Genomic DNA, 16,279 nt, shown 5'->3' with positions numbered 1-16,279 from the left:
GGCATACCGCATGGCTGACTCTTTCATCGAAGTCGTCGCCAAGGATGGCGGCCGTTTCAACGCCTATGTCGCGCGTCCGGCGCAAGGGTCGGGCCCGGGGCTCGTCCTGTTGCAGGAGATCTTCGGCGTCAACGACTCGATGAAGGCCACCGCCGAGCGCTACGCCGAAGAAGGCTACGTAGTGCTGGTGCCCGATCTGTTCTGGCGCATCAAGCCGGGCATCGACCTCGGTTACGGTGAAGCCGATATGCAACAGGCGCTCGCCTATCTCGGTCAGTTCAACGTCGACCTCGCTGTCGACGACATCGCCGCGACCATCGCCGCATTGCGCGCGCTGCCCGAGCAGGCCGGCAAGGTCGGCGCGGTGGGCTACTGCCTCGGCGGCAAGCTCGCGTTCCTGAGCGCGGCGCGCACCGATGTCGACTGCGCGGTCAGCTACTACGGCGTAGGCCTCGACGCGCATCTGGACGAAGTGTCCGCCGTGCGCTGCCCGATGGTGTTCCACTTCCCCGAGAACGACGCGCACTGCCCGCCGCAAACGCGCGAGCAGATCAGCGCCGCCTTGCGCACGCGAGCGCAAATTGAGCAATACGTGTACCCCGGTTGCGATCACGCGTTCGCGGCGCCCGCGCGTGCGCAGTACGACAAACCCGCCGCGATGATGGCGTATTCGCGCACGCTCGCGCTGCTGCGCAAAGTGCTCGGCCCGGTCTACGATCTGAACGCGTTGTGGGAAGCGCACTGCTACCACGAGTTCGCCACGCGCGACGTGGACGCGGTCATGCCGACCATGGTCGCCGAGCCCTACGTCAACCACGTGCCGACCATGACCGGCGGCGTCGGCCATGAGCGGCTCAAGCGCTTCTACACCCATCACTTCGTCAACTCGAATCCAGCCGACACGAAGCTGATTCCGATTTCGCGCACGATCGGCGCGGACCGCATCGTCGACGAGTTCATTTTCAGTTGCACGCATAGCTGCGAAATCGACTGGCTGTTGCCGGGCGTCGCGCCGACCGGCAAGTATTTCGAAGTGCCGATGCTGGCGGTGGTGTGCTTCCGTGGCGACAAGCTCTATAACGAGCACATCTATTGGGATCAGGCATCGGTGCTGGTGCAGGTGGGCCTGCTGAATCCCGAGGGACTGCCGGTGGCCGGGATCGAAAGCGCTCGCAAGCTGCTCGACGAAACCTTGCCGTCGAATCGACTGATGGGCAGCAAGGCGCGGGTCTGATTCGTGCGGGGTGGGCATGGGCCACGAGGTGCGGCTAGAGTCACACCTCGGCACAACATCCCTATGATCTGATGCTCCACTGTCCAACGCCCATCGACCCATGCTGACCGTCCATCATCTGAACAACTCCCGCTCGCAACGCGTGTTATGGCTGCTCGAAGAACTTGGCGTGCCGTACGAGATCAAGCGTTACGAGCGCGATCCGAAAACGATGCTGGCGCCGCCCGAACTGCGCGCGGTCCATCCGCTCGGCAAGTCGCCGGTGATTACCGATGACGGCTTCACGATCGCCGAGTCGGGTGCGATCGTCGAGTATCTGATCGGCAAATACGGTGAGGGGCGTTTCGCTCCGGCGCCCGGTACGCCCGAACGACTGCGTTACACCTACTGGCTGCACTATGCGGAAGGCTCGGCGATGCCGCCGCTGCTGCTGAAGCTGGTGGCGCTGCGCATTGCCAGTGCGCCGATGCCGTTCTTCGCCAGGCCGATTGCGCGCAAGATCGCGGCGACGCTGCAAGCGGGTTTCATCGAACCACAACTGAAATTGCATCTCGGCTATATCGACAAGGAACTGAGTGCAACCGGCTGGTTCGCTGGCAACGACTTCACGGCTGCTGACGTGCAGATGAGCTTCCCCCTCGAAGCCGCGACGGCGCGCGGCGGCTTGAGCGGCCAGATTCCCGCGATAGCCGGCTTCCTGAAGCGCATTCACGCGCGGCCGGCCTATCAGCGCGCGCTCGAACGCGGCGGCAGGTACGACATACTCGGCGGCCACTGACGCAACTCGCGGTTTGCAGACCCGGGGTTTCGTAGTGTGCCGCGAAACGCCCGAGTGCTAGACTCAAAAGCTCATTGCCTTCGACGAATTCGTGCCGCCGGTGTCCACCCGGCGGCGGCATATCCGGCAACGGCTCACATCCCTCGAATCCGCTGGATTCCGCCCGAAGCGAACCCGCACGATCGCGGCACAGGAGCGCCCGCATGACTCATCATTCCATTCACGGCAAGCAACGCTGGCTGGCGCTGATCGTGCTTTGCATGGGCGTGTTGATGATCGTGCTCGACACCACCATCGTGAACGTCGCGCTACCGTCCATCGCGGCGGACCTCGGCTTTACCGAAACTTCACTGGTCTGGGTCGTCAACGCCTACATGCTCACGTTCGGCGGCTGCCTGCTGCTCGGCGGACGGCTCGGCGATCTGTATGGACACCGAAAGCTGTTTCTCGGCGGCATTACGCTCTTCATCCTGCTTGTCGCCGCGCGCGCCGTGCAGGGTTTGGGCGGCGCCATCGTTTCGGCGGTGTCGTTGTCGCTGATCATGAATCTGTTCACCGAGCCCGGCGAGCGCGCGAAAGCCATGGGCGTGTACGGCTTCGTCTGCGCCGGCGGCGGCAGCATCGGCGTGCTGCTCGGCGGCCTGCTCACCAACCTGTTGAGCTGGCATTGGATCTTTCTCGTCAATCTGCCGATCGGCATCGCCGTGTACGCACTGTGTGTCGCGCTACTGCCGTCCGCGCGCGGGCATGCTCACGGCGAGCGGCTCGACGTGGCCGGCGCGGTCACGGTCACCGCGTCGCTGATGCTCGCCGTCTACGCGGTCGTCAACGGCAACGAAGCAGGCTGGACCTCGGCGCAGACGCTCGGCTTGCTGTTCACCGCGCTCGCGTTGATGGGCGCGTTCCTGACGATCGAAGCGCGGGTCCAACATCCGCTGATGCCGCTCGGCCTGTTCCGCCTGCGCAATGTCGCGACAGCGAACATAGTCGGCGTGCTGTGGGCCGCCGCGATGTTCGCGTGGTTCTTCATCTCCGCGCTGTACCTGCAGCGCGTGCTCGGCTACCGGCCGTTGCAGGTCGGGCTCGCGTTTCTGCCCGCCAATCTGATCATGGGATTCTTTTCGCTCGGTCTGTCGGCACGCGTGGTGATGCGTTTCGGTCTGCGTCGTCCGTTGGCTATGGGTCTGCTGGTCGCCGCGTGCGGTCTCGCGTGGTTCGCGCGCGCGCCGGTCGACGGCAGCTTCGTGCCCGACGTGCTGCCCGGCATGATCCTGCTCGGCTTCGGTGCAGGCATCGCGTTCAATCCGATGCTGCTCGCCGCCATGAGCGACGTCGATCCGGCCGATTCGGGCCTCGCGTCCGGCATCGTCAACACGTCCTTCATGATGGGCGGCGCACTCGGCCTCGCGGTGCTCGCGAGTCTCGCGGCCGCGCGCAGCGACGCACTGCAAGCCTCGGCCGGCGCGATAGCGGCGCTCAACAGCGGCTATCACGTGGCGTTTCTGTGCGGGGCGATTTTCGCGGCGGCGGCCGGCGTACTCGGCGGCTTGCTGCTGCGGCCGGGCCAAGCCGGCGGCGCGGGCGCTCAGGCCGCGCCGGCATCGGCGCCTTCGGGCGCGGCGGGCAACGAGGCGGCGACAGAAAACTACTGAGCCGCGCGCTGCAACGCTGGATCACACTCCGCGCCGCCAATGCCCCTATTACCTACTATGCCAGTTTGCCGTCACTGCCGGCATTGCCAGATGTCTATAAGAATCAGATAACACGGCAACTATTTTCAGGCGGCGGGCTTGAGGGACAACCGAAACGGACTGTTGCCAATGCGCACGTTTGGGCGAGGCAACCTGGCTCGGATTCGCGTTGGTGGTATATGCGTGCGACCTCGGTACACACAGGCCAAGATATTCACATCGGCCAAGGCACGCCGATGGTCCGTGCTCGACGAGCTTGCGCGACTGGACGGCATTCTGAATCGTGCGCTCGATGCACTAAGCTAGCGTCGCCGCTCCCAAGCCATTGCAACCCAGGAGCGCCCCGATCACAAGCCTACGGGTCAGCCGATCACACGCCGTCCTTCGACAGGATAGTTCGGGTCTGTATAGCCGGGCGTCGACGCATGACCCGGGGGCACCAGACTGTCGACGAACTTTTCGTCGTCCGGTCCAAGTTGCAGCGTCAGCGCTTCGAGATAGCTGTCCCAGTGCGCTTCCGTACGCGGGCCTGCGATGGCGGAACTCACGAGCCTGTTCTGCAGCACCCACGCAATCGCGAACGCAATCGACGTCGTACCGCGTTCAGCAGCATGCGCCGCCACTTTCTGCGCAATGGCCAGCGACTCGGGACGCCACTCGGTCTGCTGGATACGCTTGTCGCCGCGTCCGGCGCGGGAGTCGGCGGGCGGCGCGCCGTCGAGCGCATATTTACCCGTGAGCACCCCACGCGCGAGCGGGCTGTAAGGCACCACGCCGATGCCATAGTGTCCGGCTGCGGGCATCAACTCGACCTCAGCCGTGCGATCGACCATGTTGTACACCGGCTCGATCGCCACGGGGCGATCAATCCCAAGCTGATCGGCAAGGCGCACGACCTCCGCGATGCGCCAGGCGCGGAAGTTGGACAGACCGAAATAACGCACCTTGCCCTCGCGGATCAAATCGCCGACAGCACGCACGCCTTCCTCGAGCGGCGCATCGATGAGCGAGCGATGGAAGTAAAGGACATCGATGTAGTCGGTGGCAAGCCGCTTCAGGCTGGCATCGACCGTCTGGAAGATCCACTTGCGCGATTGGCCCTGCTGGTTCGGACGCGCGTCAGCCGAAGCGGGATAGCCGAACTTCGTCGCGACGACCCAGTCGTCACGTCGTTGCGCAATCGCACGGCCGACGATTTCTTCGGAGCGCCCGGCGTGATAAACGTCGGCGGTATCCAGGAAGTTCACGCCCTGCTCGTACGCCTTGTCGATCATCCGGCGGGACGTGGCTTCATCCGTTTCGCCGCCGAACATCATCGCGCCGATGCACAGCGGCGAAACCTTGAGGGCGCTACGGCCGAGATATCGATAGTCCATCATCTTCTCCATGCAGGCCGGGCCTGCGGTTGCTATCGAAGAGATGATAGGCAGTTGGCATCTAGCGATAAAGCCCCTCAAACCGCTAGGCTTTATGAATCGTGTTCATGAATGAAACAGGCCTTACGGTTTGGTGTCCTCCGGGCGGTAACGCAATGCGTCGATGACAACGGTCATCGCTCGCGAAAACTCCCGCCGGTTGGCGTAATACGCATGCAAGCCGGGGAAAGTCGGACACCAGTCCTCCAGCACCCGGACGAGGCGCCCCGCCGCGACATGAGCCTGCACCAGATCAGCCGGCACATACGCGAGACCGTATCCCGACAGGGCTGCATCGAGCATCTGATAGGTTCCATTGAAGGCAAACTGACCTTCCACCCGCGCCTGAACCGCACGACTGCCCTTTTTCAGTTCCCATGGATAAAAGCCACCGAGAGTTGGCAAACGGAGATTGATGCAGTTATGCGCGGTCAGGTCTTGCGGCTTCCTCGGCAATTCCCGCTCTGCCAGATACCCCGGCGAGCCGACGATCGCCATGCGCATATCCGGCGCAATGCGGACTGCGATCATGTCCTTGGCGACCTGATCGCCGGTGCGAACGCCGATGTCATAACGCTCGGCCACGATATCGGACAGGCCGTAGTCCGTCATGATTTCGACCTTGATCTCAGGATACTTGCGCAGGACTTTCGACAAGCGCGGCCATAGGATGGTTTTGGTCGCGTAGTCGGTGGCGGTGATGCGAATGGTGCCCGCGGGTTTGTCACGAAATTCGGTCACAGCCGCCAGTTCGGATTCGATCTCTTCGAAACGCGGCGCGACAGTGAGCAGAAGACGCTCGCCCGCCTCGGTCGGCGCGACGCTACGTGTGGTGCGGGTCAGCAGGCGCAGCCCGAGCCGGGATTCGAGTGAGCGAATGGTGTGGCTCAAAGCGGATTGCGACACGCCCAGCTGCGCCGAGGCCCGCGTAAAACTGCGCTCGCGCGCGACGGCGATGAAGGCGAGCAGGTCGTTATAGTTTTCGCGGCGCATTAATGAACTCGTTTCATAGGTGTTTGCCGATTCTAGCGTCTAGTCGCGACGGGGTGCCAGAGTTAGATTGGTCAATGTCGCGAAACATCGCTCGCGCCAACGTCGCTCACAAGCGGCTCGTGGCGCGACGGAGCTTCGCAGGCCTGTCAAAAGAGACCTTCGGGCAGAAGGTCGTTTAGCGCCGCCCGCGCTCCGCTGAGGAAATGTTCCATGAAAACTGTCGCTCTGGCGATGCTGGTGCTTTCTCTCGGTTTCGCGGGCTGCTCGCCAATCGAAAGGAAACCAGCTATGCAATCCGATTCCCGTTCCCCCGCCAATTTGCTCGACGGCATGCGTGCGGTGTCGCCCGCCCTCGAACGCTACACGGCCGAGGTCGTGCTGGGCGATCTGTGGAAGCGTCCCCAACTGTCCGCGCGAGACCGCAGTATCGTCACGCTTTCGGTCCTGATTGCACGCAATCAGAGCGCGGAGATGCCCTATTACCTCGACCTGGCGCTCGACAGCGGCCTCAAACCCAGCGAGATTTCCGAGATCATCACGCATCTGGCGTTCTACTCGGGCTGGGCGAATGCGACGTCGGCGGTGAAGGTGACGAATGCTGTCTTCGAGCGACGCGGCATCACGGCAGCGCAACTTCCGCCCGCCTCCGGCGAGCTTCTCCCGCTCGACGAAGCTGCCGAAGCGCAGCGCGATAAAACGGTCGCGCAGAACTTCGGCGCCGTGGCGCCGGGGGTCGTCCAGTTCACGCGAGACGCGCTGTTCCTGGACCTCTGGCTAAGGCCCGAACTCGCGCCGCGAGATCGCAGTCTCGTGACCGTCAGCGCGCTCGTTGCCGCAGGTCAGGTTGCGCAACTGACCTATCACCTCAACCGGGCCATGGATAACGGCCTGACCCCGGCGCAGGCTTCGGAAGCCATGACGCAACTGGCGTTCTATACGGGTTGGCCCAACGTCTTTACCGCACTGCCTGTCGTCAAGGACGTCCTGGAAAAGCGGCCCGGTTAGGAGTTAATACGGGAACCTGACCAATTGCTCGATGGCGAGCTTTGCCTCGCAGATTCAGCACCGGCTCGCACTTCGTCAAAGTGGACACACTCCGCCGTTGGGACTTTCCGGCGGCATCAACCCGATCTCATGACGTGCGCGTAGCGCCGACGGGATCAGCAGCATGCGCAGGATGTGCACGGTGTTGGTCAGCGGCGTCGGGTTTTCGAACGGATGCGGCGTTCATGCCGAAGAAGCCACCGCCGTCCGCGCCGAGGTGAATAAAAACGACATGCGAATGTCAAACCGGAGCGCGGGCTCCGCAAAAGGCGTGGTCGCCGTCGCCCATAAAAGCATCGTTATCGGGCTCGCATCTGCATCGGCACACACTACACTTGGAGACGGATCAACCGGTTGATCGTCGGCGCGCCGCGTCGAGTCGAGCTTATTCACCCGTCACGGAGGAAGAATATGTGCCCGGTATTCGTCGATGTAGCGGAGCAAAAGCGCCTGAACGACTCGCGTGAGTCGCACGTACCGTGGAAGAAATGGGGCCCCTATCTCAGCGAGCGGCAATGGGGAACGGTGCGCGAGGACTACAGTGACAACGGCGATGCCTGGAACTACTTCACCCATGACCATTCGCGCTCCCGCGCCTACAAGTGGGGCGAAGACGGGCTAGGCGGACTGTGCGACGACCAGCAGCGGCTATGCTTCGCGCTCGCGTTATGGAACGAGCGCGACCCGATACTGAAGGAGCGGCTCTTCGGCCTCACCAACAGCGAAGGCAATCATGGTGAAGACGTGAAGGAGTATTACTTCTACGTCGACAGTACGCCCACGCATTCGTACATGAAGTACCTCTATAAATATCCGCAGCGGGAGTATCCGTACCGCGATCTGGTCGAGACCAACCGGACGCGATCGCGCGAGGAGATGGAATACGAACTGCTCGACACCGGCATCTTCGACGATGACCGCTATTTCGACGTGTTCGTCGAATATGCGAAGGCAGCCCCGGAAGATACCCTCGTGCGGATTACCGTGCACAACCGCGGACCGCAGGCGGCGCGGCTGCAGGTCTTGCCGACGCTCTGGTTCCGCAACACATGGTCGCGAGGCGAGGACGATCGCAAGCCGTCGCTGCACGACGCGGGCGCCGGCGTCATTCAGGCCATCCATCATGATCTGGGCGAATACTGGCTTCATTGCGAAGGCGCGCCGCAGACGCTGTTCACCGACAACGAAAGCAATGCGCAGCGCCTGTGGAATCAGCCCAACGCTTCGCGCTTCGTGAAGGACGCGTTCCACGACTACGTGATCTCGGGAAAGCGCGACGCCGTCAATCCCGCCGGTACGGGGACCAAGGCCGCGGCCCATTACACCTGCGACGTGCCCGGCGGCGGCAGCGCGATTATCCGCTTGCGCCTCGCCCCAACCCGGCTCGACGACGCCTTCGGCGACTTCGAGCAGATCTTCGATAGCCGCCTCGCCGATGCCAACGAGTTCTACGAACGCATTACGCCCAGATCGCTAACCGAAGATCAGCGGCGGGTGCATCGCCAGGCTTTGGCGGGCATGTTATGGGGCAAGCAGTACTACTACTTCGATCTCGAACTCTGGCTGCGCGAGCACGGCAGTCACCCGTTGCTCGACTCCGCGCGGCGCGATGTGCGCAACACGGAGTGGTTCCACATGTTGAATGCCGATGTGATCTCCATGCCGGACAAGTGGGAGTATCCGTGGTACGCGGCCTGGGACCTGGCCTTCCATACGATCGCGCTCGCGCAGGTCGATTTCGATTTCGCCAAAGAACAGTTGCTGCTGATGCTGCGTACCCTGTATGTGCATCCGAGCGGCCAGATTCCCGCCTACGAGTGGAACTTCAGCGATGTGAATCCGCCGGTCCACGCCGCCGCCACGCTCTGGCTGTACAAGTACGAGAAAGAACTGGGACGCGCCGACCCGCGTTTCCTGGAGCGCTCGTTCCAGGGGCTGATGCTCAATTTCAACTGGTGGGTCAATCGCAAGGACCCGACGGGCCGCAACGTGTTCGCCGGCGGCTTTCTAGGTCTCGACAACATCGGCGTGTTCGATCGCAGCGCGCAGCTTCCCACCGGCGGATCGCTCGAACAGGCGGATGGGACGGCGTGGATGGCGTTCTATTGCCAGACCATGCTGGAGATGGCCATCAATCTGACCGACTACGACGCAATCTACGAGGAAGTCGCGTTCAAGTTCGTGCAGCATTTCATGTGGATCGCCTACGCGATGGACCGGCGCGGCGAACATGAGGACGAGATGTGGGACGAGCAGGACGGCTTTTTCTATGACCTGCTGCGTCTTCCCGACGGGAAGACGCAGCGCCTGAAGATAAGGTCACTGGTTGGGTTGCTGCCGCTGTGCGCGTCGACGGTATTCGAAGCGCACTCCCTCACGCGCTATCCGAAGCTGGTGGAGCTGATCGCGCAGTTTCGCAAACGCTACCCCGAGCTGATCGCCCAGGTTACCCCGACCGACGCCGGTTTCATCGGCTACAACGAACGCAGGCTTCTGTCGATCCTGAACAAACGCAAGCTCGAACGGGTGCTCGCCTACATGCTCGACGAGAAGGAGTTCCTCGGGCCGCACGGCATCCGTTCGCTCTCGCTGTATCACCTGGAACATCCGTACGTGATCCACCTCGGCGGACAGGACTACACGGTGCAGTACCTGCCGGCCGAATCGAATACGGGCATGTTCGGCGGCAACTCCAACTGGCGCGGACCAGTATGGATGCCGGTCAATCTGTTGATCGTCCGCGCGCTGGTGAACCTGTACAGCTTTTTCGGCAATGACTTCAAGGTCGAATGCCCGACCGGCTCGGGCCAGCACCTGACGCTCTTCGAAGTGGCGCAGGAAATCGTGCGCCGCCTGACGAGCACGTTCCTGCGCGATGCCGACGGCAAACGGCCGGTCTATGGCGGCACGCAGAAATTCCAGAACGATCCGCACTGGCGCGACCTGATCCTGTTCTATGAATATTTTCACGGTGACAACGGCGCAGGACTCGGCGCCAGTCATCAGACGGGCTGGACGGGTCTTGTCGCACCGATGCTCGACCTGTTCGGGCGCGTCGACGCCAAAACCGCGCTGGAAATCGATCGTGGCCGCGTGATGTCGCAGGTCGTCAGGGAACAGGTGGGCGGAGAGGACAGCGGCCAGCAATGAGGAAAGCAAAATGTCCGACGTACGCTACCCGTCGCTGTACCAGATCAACACACGCGTCTGGCTGACCGATCTGTCTCGCGCCCTCGGCAGGCGCGCGACACTCGACGATATTCCGGATGCCGAACTGGACCGCCTCGCCGAGCTGGGCTTCGACTGGGTCTGGCTGCTGAGCGTCTGGCAGACCGGCCCGGCGGCTCAGGCGATCTCGCGCGCGCATGCCGGGTGGCGCCGCGAATTCGCCGAGACGCTGCCGGATCTCGCAGACGACGACATCGCCGGGTCCGGGTTCGCCATCCAGGCCTACACGGTTCATCGCGATCTGGGCGGCGCCGAGGCGCTCGCCCGCTTGCGGCAGCGCATGCAGCAACGCGGCCTGAAGCTGATGCTCGACTTCGTGCCGAATCACATGGCGCCGGACCACGACTGGATCGACACGCATCCGGACTATTTCGTCCCCGGCAGCGAGGCGGACCTGGCTCGCGCGCCGCACAACTATTGCCGGGTGCAGACGAAGAACGGACCGCTGATATTCGCGCACGGCAGGGACCCGTACTTCGACGGATGGCCCGACACGCTGCAGCTCAACTACGGCAATCCGGCGTTGCAGCAGGCGATGATCGACGAGTTGAAAAGGATCGCCGGGCAATGCGACGGCGTGCGTTGCGACATGGCGATGCTGGTTTTGCCCGACGTGTTCGAGCGGACCTGGGGTATCCGCACCGAGCCCTTCTGGCCGAAGGCGGCCGAAGCCGTGCGACGCGAGCATCCACGCTTCCTGCTCATGGCGGAGGTGTATTGGGATCTCGAATGGACGATGCAGCAGCAGGGTTTCGATTACGCCTACGACAAGCAGTTGTACGACCGCCTGCGCGATACGCATGCACGACCGGTGCGTGAGCACTTGTACGCCGGGCTCGATTACCAGGACAAACTGGCCCGCTTCCTCGAAAACCACGACGAGCCCCGCACCGCGGCCACCTTCGAACCCGCCATGCATGAGGCAGGGGCCATCGTCACGTTTCTTTCGCCCGGTTTGCGCTTCTTCCACCAGGGGCAATTCGAGGGCCGCAAAAAGCGGATTTCGCCGCATCTGGTGCGCGCGCCGCAAGAACCTGTCGACGCAAGCGTGCAGGGGTTCTATGTGAAGCTGCTGGCGGCGCTGCGGCAGCCGGTCTTCCGGGACGGCACGTGGAGCCTGATCGAACTCGTGCCGGCATGGGATGGCAACTGGACTTCGGATTGCTTTATTGCGTGGTGCTGGCAGCGGGACGATGGTGAGCGGCGGCTCGTCGTGGTCAACTACGCCGGTAACCAAAGCCAGTGCTATATCCGGATGCCGTTTGTCGACGTGATCGGCCGTACGGTGCGGCTAAGGGACTTGATGGGATCGGCGAGTTTAGATCGCGACGGTGATGAGGTCGCCACGCGTGGCCTTTATCTGGATCTGCCGCCTTGGGGTTATCACGTCTTCGAGGTGACTGCCGCCACCTAAAGAAAGTTGCGCCGATAACGCAAATGCTATCGGCCCATCCAGTTTCGGCATTGGAGTCGAAACACTTCCGCCCGTACACTTGCCATTGAGTACTTACGTAAGCGAGCGTCGCGCAACGTGAGGCAGGCAACCCTAACGATGAATGGCCGCCCAAGGCCATCTGGACGGAGACACGCGTTGGACAAACCCATCCTTTCCGTATCGGCCACCGCGACACAACCCGCTCGCATCGGTTACCGCTGGCACGTACTGTTCTGGCTGCTCGTCGGCGGCATCATCAACTATCTCGATCGTGCAAGCCTGTCGATCGCCGCACCCGGCATGATTCAGGAGCTTGGCCTGACGCGGACCCAGATCGGACTGCTGGGGAGCGTGTTCGCGTGGACCTATGCATTGATGCAACTGCCGGCAGGATGGTTGATCGATCGATTCGGCGCGAAGCGGGCGTACGCGCTCGGCATGATCTGGTGGAGTGTCGCCACCTGGTTGACCGGCGTGGTGGGTTCGATCTCCGCCTTGCTGGTGATGCGCGCGTTGCTTGCCGTGGGCGAGGCACCCTGCTGGCCGACCGCGGCAAAGATCACCGCCGCGTGGTTCCCGGCCAAAGAGCGCGGTTTCGCGACGGGCATCTGGGACTCCTCATCGAAGTGGGGACCCGCGCTCGCGCCTGCCGTGCTCGTCGCTCTGATGATCGCGTTCGGCTGGCGCTCGCTATTTCACGTGACGGGCGCATTCGGGATCGCGTTTGCGCTCCTGTTCCTCGTGCTGTATCGCAATCCACGCGACAGCAAACGTTTATCGAAAGGCGAACTCGCGTATATCGAGGCGGGCGGCGGCGGTCACGAACGCTCGCTGGCGAGTTCTTCGCTCAAGTGGCGCTGGCTATTCGTGCGCCGCAGCGTGTGGGGCATGATTCTCGGCTATTTCTGCGTGATCTGGCTCTGGAACATCTTCCTCGTGTTTCTGCCTCTGTATCTTCTCGACCGCTTTCATATCTCGTTCGCGCAACTCGGCGTCGTCGCGGGCATCCCTTGGGTGGGCGGCGCACTGGGCGAAATCGCGGTGGGCTACCTGGCGAAGAAGCTCGTCGATCGCCAGCTCGCGTCGCCGATCGGCGCGAAGCGGCTGTTGATCGCGTGCTGCGCGGTGGGTGCCGGCGTGTGTGCGATGGCGCTGCCTTTTTCCCATTCGCTGAATGCGACACTCGCGCTGTTCACCGTAGGCCTCGCCTTCCTTGCCGCGATGATCGGATCGGCATGGGCGCTCGCGGCAGATATTGCGCCGTCGTCGATGGTTGCGTCGGTGAGCGCGATCCAGAACTTCGGCGGCTATTTCGGCGGAGCGTTTTCGCCGCTCGTCGCGGGCTTTATCGTCGACACGACGGGCTCTTATGCGCTCGCCTTCATCTCGGGCGGCATCATCGTCGTCTGTGCGGCGCCGTTCTACTGGTTCATGGCTCGCAAGCCGATCGTTGAAGATGTCGCTGTGGCGCAAGGCTGATTTTTAAGCGCTATCAACAGGCGCGACTGCTGCTGGCGCTCAGGCGGCTCGCGCATGGTGAAAAGATCATCCCGGTCGCGATGGATCATGGCTACACAAGCCGAGCGCTTTCGCCGCCATGTTCAAGCGACCCTTCGGCGTGGGGCCATCGGCGTTTTATGCATGGCGGCGAAGCACACTGCCTCATACTTTCGATGCCACTGGGGGCGGCAATGCAGCCAGCCTCAAATACTCGACACCGTCCGCGAATGCCAACGTGGACTGACGTCCATCGCGCAGCCGGATACTGATCGTCCGATCACGCTCATCGCGCGAGCCGAGCACGACGAGGATCGGCACCTGCTTCTCGCGCGCATCGACGATCTTTTTTTCCAGGCGTTCGGGGCGACTGTCGAGCAGCGCTCTGATACATGCATCGTCGAGCGCCTGCATGAGCTCCTCGGCGTAGGCGAGGTTTGCATCGCTAATCGTCGCGATCGCAACCTGCTCGGGCGCGAGCCACACCGGCAGCCCGCCTTCGTGATGTTCTAGCAGCATCGCGATGAAGCGCTCCATGCTGCCGAGCACCGCGTGATGGATCAACACGGGCCGCTCGCGTTCATTGCGCTCGTTGACGAATTCCGCGTCGAGCCGCTCGGGCAGCACGAAGTCGAGTTGGATCGTGCCGCATTGCCAGCTTCGCGCGCGGCTGTCCGTCAGATGGAATTCCAGTTTCGGCCCGTAAAACGCGCCCTCTCCTGCGCGCACGTCGAACTCCAGACCGGCCGCGCGCGCCGCCTTCGCCAACGCGTCTTCCGCGCGATCCCACGTTGCATCGCTGCCCGCTCGCAATGACGGCCGCGTCGCAAGCGCAACCTTGAAATCCGGAAAGCCGAGGTCCGCATACATCGCTCGCAACAGCGAACAGAAGCGCCCCACTTCGGCTTCGATATGCGAATGCGCGCAGAACACATGCGCATCGTCCTGAACGAAAGCGCGCGTACGCTTCAAGCCTTCGAGCGATCCCGAAGGTTCGTCGCGATGACAGGCGCCGAACTCGCTATAACGAACCGGCAATTCGCGGTACGAACGCACGCGCTGATTGAACACCTGCACATGGCAAGGGCAACTCATCGGTTTCAGACAGAGCGCGCGTTCTTCCTGCGCATCGTCGAGCGAATACATCGCCGCACCGAACTTCTCCCAGTGCCCGCTCTTTTCCCACAGCGAACGCGCGAGCAACTGCGGCGTGCGAATCTCACGAAAGCCGGCGCGCCGCATGCGCACGCGCACATACTCTTCCAGCACGCGATACAGCACCCAACCCCGCGGATGCCAGAAAACCATGCCGGCGCCTTCTTCCTGCTGATGAAAAAGGTCGAGTTTGTTCCCGAGTACACGATGATCGATGTCGTTCACAGTCCTGCTCCGTTTGCTCGAATACCGTCGATGAAAGCCGCAAACGGAGGGTCAGAAATGCCAAAGGCCCCGTCCGTTTCCGGCGGGGCCTTTGGTGGTTTGCCACTGCTTTCTACTGCTAGCGCGTGCAACCTCCAGACGACCCGCCTGTGAAGGTGGTCGTCGGGGTGGTAACGGCAGCGAGGAGAATCGGGTGGAAGTCCATGGGCTCACAGTAATCCATCTTGCGACGGCGCGTCAATCGCCATCACGGCACGCGCTGGCCACAACCATACGATAGACGCTACGATATGCGTTTGGTCCGCCATCCCCCTCACTTCATCGAGCGTTGCCTTGACTATCCACATCCGCCCCGCGACCGCAGCCGACGCTGCCCTGATTCTTCGCTTCATCACCGAACTCGCGGTGTACGAGAAGGCCGAACACGAAGTCGTCGCCAACGTCAAAGATATCGAAGCGAGTCTGTTCTCCGCCGATGCACCGGCGAAGTCGCTCATTTGCGAAATGAACGGCGAGCCGGTCGGCTTCTGCGTCTACTTCCTTTCGTACTCCACGTGGCTCGGCAAGCAGGGGCTTTATCTGGAAGACCTGTACGTATCGCCGGCATCGCGCGGCAGCGGCGCGGGCAAACAGATGCTGCGCCACCTCGCGCAGATTGCGTGCGACACCGGCTGCGGCCGCTTCGAATGGAGCGTACTCGACTGGAACGAGCCGGCCATCGGCTTCTATGAATCGATCGGCGCGAGCGCGCAAAGCGAATGGGTGCGCTACCGCCTGGCCGGCGATGCGCTGAAGGCGTTCGCCGAAGGCGACGCGTAGAAGACGGAAAGTGTCTGCGATGCAAACAGGCGGCGTGCCAACGCCGCCGGTCGAACATCACTGCGCCGAACCGCTCGCCGGCGTCACTTCGAACCCGTCGCCAGTGGCGAAGAACGTTCCACCGGCCACGTAATGACAGGTGCGCAGATCGGGGTCGTCGCCGAAATGCCAGCGGTTATTCGAGTACACGCGGCTGTCCGCATACGCGGCGACCACTTCACCGATGATCAGATCGTGCCGTTGGCTATCGTCCGGAATCACCTTGCACTCCATCCACGTGATACAGCCGGCCACCATCGGCACGTCGATATTTTGCGCGGGGAAGGTGTCGAGGTCGAATGCGGAAAACTTGTCGACGTCGGCGCCCGCGTTGCTGCCCACTGCCAGCGTCTGCGCGGCGAATCCGCGGCTCGGCAGTTGCAGCCCGAACACGCCGCTCGCTTCGATCAATTGCCGCGTGAGCGTACGGCTGTCGACCACGACGACCACCTTCGGCGGGTTGAAGTCCAGCGGCATCGCCCACGACGCCGCCATCACGTTGGAGCGGCCGCCGTGCGCGCTGGTGATGATCGTGACCGGTCCATGATTCAGCAACTGCGTCGCCCGCGACAACGCCACGGGTTCTCGGGTGACTTTCATACGTCCTTGTTTGTGTCGAACTGGGATGACGGGAATTGTAGCGGGGTCATGGGGTGCGGGTGTGGGGCGCTGCATGGTCTATGGAGCCTCTTCCGGGCCCCGGTTCCAGGCGAGAATGTGCCACCA

At 62.7% G+C, this 16,279-nt stretch carries 11 protein-coding genes and 3 pseudogenes; 9 read left to right on the top strand and 5 right to left on the bottom strand.

Translation table 11 applies throughout. The annotated features are described in order from the left end of the window. Nucleotides 1–10 precede the first annotated feature (10 nt). From HV770_RS24095 to HV770_RS24085, 3 genes are all read left to right on the top strand, one after another. The gene (locus HV770_RS24095) at nt 11–1,234 is read left to right on the top strand and encodes a dienelactone hydrolase family protein (RefSeq protein ID WP_175163675.1); all 1,224 of its coding nucleotides are present in this window, start codon (nt 11–13) and stop codon (nt 1,232–1,234) included. A 100-nt stretch (nt 1,235–1,334) separates the two neighbouring features. Continuing rightward, nucleotides 1,335–2,012 carry a glutathione S-transferase gene (locus HV770_RS24090; RefSeq protein WP_175163673.1) on the top strand — a complete coding sequence of 226 codons (678 nt, stop codon included), beginning with the start codon at nt 1,335–1,337 and terminating at the stop codon, nt 2,010–2,012. A gap of 203 nt (nt 2,013–2,215) precedes the next feature. After that, on the top strand, nt 2,216–3,664 hold the full coding sequence (locus HV770_RS24085; protein WP_175163671.1) for an MFS transporter: 1,449 nt from the start codon (nt 2,216–2,218) through the stop codon (nt 3,662–3,664). 401 nt (nt 3,665–4,065) lie between these two features. Here the strand turns inward: HV770_RS24085 and HV770_RS24080 are convergent, their stop codons facing one another. Together HV770_RS24080 and HV770_RS24075 are read right to left on the bottom strand one after the other, a co-directional pair. Continuing rightward, the gene (locus HV770_RS24080; RefSeq protein WP_175163774.1) at nt 4,066–5,079 is read right to left on the bottom strand and encodes an aldo/keto reductase; all 1,014 of its coding nucleotides are present in this window, start codon (nt 5,077–5,079) and stop codon (nt 4,066–4,068) included. 123 nt (nt 5,080–5,202) lie between these two features. Beyond that, entirely contained in the window at nt 5,203–6,111 is a 909-nt protein-coding gene (locus HV770_RS24075) for a LysR family transcriptional regulator (RefSeq protein ID WP_175163669.1), read from the bottom strand. A gap of 288 nt (nt 6,112–6,399) precedes the next feature. Here HV770_RS24075 and HV770_RS24070 point away from each other — a divergent pair, with 288 nt between their 5' ends. Further along, entirely contained in the window at nt 6,400–7,116 is a 717-nt protein-coding gene (locus tag HV770_RS24070) for a carboxymuconolactone decarboxylase family protein (RefSeq protein ID WP_246291128.1), read from the top strand. Between the two features lie 141 nt (nt 7,117–7,257). On the opposite strand, the pseudogene HV770_RS24065 reads toward HV770_RS24070, so the two are convergent. Beyond that, nucleotides 7,258–7,375, bottom strand: a pseudogene (locus tag HV770_RS24065) (potassium-transporting ATPase subunit KdpA); the annotation flags it as partial. A 191-nt stretch (nt 7,376–7,566) separates the two neighbouring features. Here HV770_RS24065 and HV770_RS24055 point away from each other — a divergent pair. From HV770_RS24055 to HV770_RS38835, 4 genes and pseudogenes are all read left to right on the top strand, one after another. Beyond that, nucleotides 7,567–10,305, top strand: coding sequence for an MGH1-like glycoside hydrolase domain-containing protein (locus tag HV770_RS24055; protein ID WP_175163665.1), 2,739 nt, complete (start codon nt 7,567–7,569; stop codon nt 10,303–10,305). Nucleotides 10,306–10,315: 10 nt separating this feature from the next. After that, nucleotides 10,316–11,797: an alpha-amylase family glycosyl hydrolase gene (locus tag HV770_RS24050; RefSeq protein ID WP_175163664.1), complete on the top strand. Its 1,482-nt coding sequence runs from the start codon at nt 10,316–10,318 to the stop codon at nt 11,795–11,797. A 177-nt stretch (nt 11,798–11,974) separates the two neighbouring features. Beyond that, entirely contained in the window at nt 11,975–13,297 is a 1,323-nt protein-coding gene (locus HV770_RS24045; RefSeq protein WP_175163662.1) for an MFS transporter, read from the top strand. An 8-nt stretch (nt 13,298–13,305) separates the two neighbouring features. Next, a pseudogene (locus tag HV770_RS38835) lies at nt 13,306–13,460 on the top strand (helix-turn-helix domain-containing protein); the annotation flags it as partial. A gap of 20 nt (nt 13,461–13,480) precedes the next feature. On the opposite strand, the pseudogene thrS reads toward HV770_RS38835, so the two are convergent. Further along, nucleotides 13,481–14,701 (bottom strand): annotated as a pseudogene (gene thrS, locus HV770_RS24040) (threonine--tRNA ligase); the annotation flags it as partial. Between the two features lie 327 nt (nt 14,702–15,028). Between thrS and HV770_RS24035 the strand changes: the two are divergent. After that, entirely contained in the window at nt 15,029–15,514 is a 486-nt protein-coding gene (locus tag HV770_RS24035; RefSeq protein WP_175163658.1) for a GNAT family N-acetyltransferase, read from the top strand. A 57-nt stretch (nt 15,515–15,571) separates the two neighbouring features. Here the strand turns inward: HV770_RS24035 and HV770_RS24030 are convergent, their stop codons facing one another. Beyond that, complete coding sequence (locus HV770_RS24030; protein WP_175163656.1) at nt 15,572–16,153, bottom strand: flavin reductase family protein; 582 nt, start codon at nt 16,151–16,153, stop codon at nt 15,572–15,574. Nucleotides 16,154–16,279: the final 126 nt, after the last annotated feature.

The sequence above is a fragment of the Paraburkholderia fynbosensis genome (assembly GCF_902859935.1).
Taxonomy (GTDB): Bacteria; Pseudomonadota; Gammaproteobacteria; order Burkholderiales; family Burkholderiaceae; genus Paraburkholderia; species Paraburkholderia fynbosensis.
This window is presented reverse-complemented; position numbering and strand designations above follow the sequence as displayed.

What these genes read in the sequence shown, in the direction of transcription:
- HV770_RS24095 (WP_175163675.1), top strand. Translation starts at nt 11, where the DNA reads ATGGCTGACTCTTTCATCGAAGTCGTCGCCAAGGATGGCGGCCGTTTC.
- HV770_RS24080 (WP_175163774.1), bottom strand. Translation starts at nt 5,079, where the DNA reads ATGGACTATCGATATCTCGGCCGTAGCGCCCTCAAGGTTTCGCCGCTG.
- HV770_RS24050 (WP_175163664.1), top strand. Translation starts at nt 10,316, where the DNA reads ATGTCCGACGTACGCTACCCGTCGCTGTACCAGATCAACACACGCGTC.
- HV770_RS24070 (WP_246291128.1), top strand. Translation starts at nt 6,400, where the DNA reads ATGCAATCCGATTCCCGTTCCCCCGCCAATTTGCTCGACGGCATGCGT.
- HV770_RS24085 (WP_175163671.1), top strand. Translation starts at nt 2,216, where the DNA reads ATGACTCATCATTCCATTCACGGCAAGCAACGCTGGCTGGCGCTGATC.
- HV770_RS24090 (WP_175163673.1), top strand. Translation starts at nt 1,335, where the DNA reads ATGCTGACCGTCCATCATCTGAACAACTCCCGCTCGCAACGCGTGTTA.
- HV770_RS24055 (WP_175163665.1), top strand. Translation starts at nt 7,567, where the DNA reads ATGTGCCCGGTATTCGTCGATGTAGCGGAGCAAAAGCGCCTGAACGAC.
- HV770_RS24075 (WP_175163669.1), bottom strand. Translation starts at nt 6,111, where the DNA reads ATGCGCCGCGAAAACTATAACGACCTGCTCGCCTTCATCGCCGTCGCG.
- HV770_RS24030 (WP_175163656.1), bottom strand. Translation starts at nt 16,153, where the DNA reads ATGAAAGTCACCCGAGAACCCGTGGCGTTGTCGCGGGCGACGCAGTTG.